The 3,277-nt window shown below is 41.1% G+C and carries 2 protein-coding genes; both read left to right on the top strand.

What is annotated here, in order from left to right; all coding sequences use genetic code 11:
• Positions 1–226 precede the first annotated feature (226 nt).
• Positions 227–1,771 (top strand): FecR domain-containing protein, encoded by a 1,545-nt coding sequence (locus tag IBX48_RS10015; RefSeq protein WP_296834066.1) that lies wholly within the window; start codon positions 227–229, stop codon positions 1,769–1,771.
• Entirely contained in the window at positions 1,768–3,144 is a 1,377-nt protein-coding gene (locus tag IBX48_RS10010) for a tetratricopeptide repeat protein (protein WP_296834063.1), read from the top strand. The genes IBX48_RS10015 and IBX48_RS10010 overlap by 4 nt, the downstream gene beginning before the upstream one ends.
• Positions 3,145–3,277: the final 133 nt, after the last annotated feature.

Genomic DNA, 3,277 nt, shown 5'->3' with positions numbered 1-3,277 from the left:
AATTAACCGAAGAACGTTGGCCGAACCTAAAGTTCACCGCCACCCGCGAGCATTAATAAACCACCAGGCCTGGTGGTTTTGTCTAACCAATTGAAACATAATGCTTTATTTCCCATATAAAAACGCTAGTATTTTATATTAAGATATCTTACTTTTACAGAAAACCGAGTTTGGTCAAACGATTTGCTTGATACGGAGTTGGTTTCATCACGAAGAGGGTCGCATTATGTTTAAGCGTCCAAACCATTTATTCTTTTTTATTTTGTTCCTGTTCGCCAACCAGGCATGGTCGTCAATAGGTACGATTGTGTTAGCAACGGGTCAGGTTGATATTCAGCGCGTTGATCAAGTGATCCAAGCCAAAACGGGATCTGCAATTCTAGAGCAAGATAAAATCCTCACACATGCCAGTTCGCGTGCTCAACTTCGGTTTAGCGACAATACCGTAATCACACTTGGCAGTAACACCGAATTCGGTGTCGACAGCTTTTTAAACGAAGGCTCCAATCAGGCTGAAGCCAAGTTCAACATCGCCAAAGGCACCTTTAAGGTTATCACCGGCCAAATTGGTAAAGCCGCCCCTGATAAATTCAAAGTTAAAACTCGTACCGCCACTATCGGTATCCGCGGCACCATTTTTACCGGCCGAATTACAGAGGATCGTGAAACCATCGCGACAATCAGTGGTCAAATTTTTGTAACCGAAGATCAAACTGGGGTAACAGTAGATGTACCGGCTGGTCAACTCACCAACATTACTCCCGGTCAACCACCGGAAACACCAAAGCCTTTAACCAATGAAGACCTGCAACAAATCAATGAAGAGTCTGGTGAGCAAACTGAAGATGAATCAGGAGAGAGCTCTGAAGGTCAAGCTGGCACGAATGACGAAACCGAAGATTTGCAAAATACAGGTGGGTTAACTGAACCAACTGATTCAGCTAATGGTGGTCAGACAAATGTGGATACTCAAGTTGTTGATCAATCTTTAGATGCGAAAATCGAAAAAGATATAGATGATCAAGTTAGCAATGTTGTTGAAGAACATGCAGAAGTAGTTGTTGATGATCCAGTGGAAGTAGTCGTTGATGATCCGGTAGTTGTTGGGGATCCTCTACCTGCTGTTGTAACTGGGTGGCAATTACCTTCTTATACATCTTATAACTTAGTACAAGATCCTTGTCTTGAGTGTCAGCCCGAGCAAATCATTGATTACGAACAATATTATGTTTGGGGTGCTCTTCAAACTTCACAGTTTGATCTAGTCGGTACATTTGATGATTATGTTGGCTGGGGAACCTGGCAGACAGATACGGATATTAACGGCTTCTGGGTTGGCGGTACTGAAGTAAGTCAGGCGGCTGCCCATGTTGATTTGTTGATTAGTGAACGAATGGATTCTTACACTTATTCTGGTCAAGTACTCGGTGAGGTTATTAATCCAACCACAAATGAAAGTTTTTTAATTAATACATCAACAAGTAATCTAAGTCTTACATTTGATTTTGCTCAAAGCTCTATTGATGGTAGCGTTCAATTTTCGGCTACAGATGGTTCAAACTGGGATTTGAACGTTGATAATCAGTATGAAACTTATGTAGGTGGTGAAGGGTTTAATGCTGGACTTATCGGAAACCAAATAGGCGAGGCCGCATATGGGGGTTTAAACGGTATGTTTTATGGTCCAAACGCGGAGTCTGTAGGTGGAGAGTTTTGGGCTGATAAAGAAGGTTTATTGGCTAACGGTGTGTTCAAGGCGGTTAAACAGTGATCAAATTTTTAATTAAATCGTTTGTGGTTTTAAATCTTTGTTGTTTTCCTGTTTATGCCGCCAATACCGAAAACGCGACGAATCAGCAAATTCAAAATTCATTAAAAGCCGATTTTGACGCAGCCAAAACCTTGTTTGACCAAGGTCAATTTAATCAAGCTTATATAGCCTTTGAAGTTTTATTAAATCGCACCCCAGAAAATGCGTTGGTTAATTTCTATTTTGCCATGTCGGCGGCCGCTTTAAAACGAACCGATCAAGCCATTGCGGCGTTTGATCGGGTGTTAATGCTAAACCCACAAAGTGTTCGCACGCGTTTAGAGTTGGCAAAACTTTACTTTGAAATGGGTGAGTATGCTTTGGCACATGCCGAGCTGGATAGGGCTTTGCGCGCTAATTTACCGGATGCGGTGCGAACCAATGTGTTGGCATTTAAAGCGCGCATAGATAAGCAACAGTCACGACACAGCCATGCTACTACATTGGTTTTAACCTTGGGTTACGATTCAAATGTAAATAATGGTAACGGAGATACCGTAGAGTTAGCAGGCTTAACTTCTCTTGAATCAGTTCTGCCTGGAGTTAGTTTAGATGAGTCACCTGACGAGCAATCTGATATTGGTTTTGGTCAAACCTTAGTTTACAACCATAGTTATGACTTTGGCCAGCGTGGTGCTTGGTCAGTTAATAATCAGTTGGTAGGGTTGAATCGCTTAAACAAAGATTATTCGCAAAATAATGTGGTGTATCTTGGTGCGTTAACGGCCCCCACTTATCAACACGATATTTATAAAGTGGCTTTCCCGCTTGAGATAGACCGTGTTTATTTAGACGCAAACGGTTATCTAGTTAATGCCTCAGTGGGCGCAAGTTTAGAGCAGCTTTTATCTGCGAATCAAACCTTGGCGGCGACTTATAAGTTACGTTCTATGCAGTATGATGGTGATAATTCAATTCGTAATGCTCACTCTAATATCTATTCGATGAGATATCGACATGCGATTGGGGATAAACCATTGATTTTAGATGCACATTTTAGTTATGAAAACCGCCAACAAACCAAAAATGCCAATGCTGATCCGGCATCTTTAATTGAAAAAGTCTTAAAGCTAAATACTAGTAAAGTATTAAGTGCGCGATGGCGTTTTATGGCAGGTGCGTCTTATACTACTACTGATTATGTACAGGTAGATTGGCGGTTTGATAATAAACGCGCTGACCAAGTTACACGTTTCGATTTGGGCGGACAGTATCAAATTAATCGTACCTCTCTTACTAGTGCGAGCTTGAACCATGCTATTCATGATTCTAATCAAGGCTATTACGAGTTTGATAAAACACAGATCAATTTAAACTACATTTATAGGTTTTAAAACATGACCAGGGTGGTTATCCAGGTCGTTTTGACCTTGAGTGTATTATTCGCTAGTGTCTATGTCATTCTTTTCTCTCCTCAGCTACAAGAACCGTTTGAATTAAAAGTTAAAGACCAAATGATGTTGTGGC

This window comes from Thiomicrospira sp., assembly GCF_014859555.1.
In the GTDB taxonomy this organism is placed as follows: domain Bacteria; phylum Pseudomonadota; class Gammaproteobacteria; order Thiomicrospirales; family Thiomicrospiraceae; genus Thiomicrospira.
This window is presented reverse-complemented; position numbering and strand designations above follow the sequence as displayed.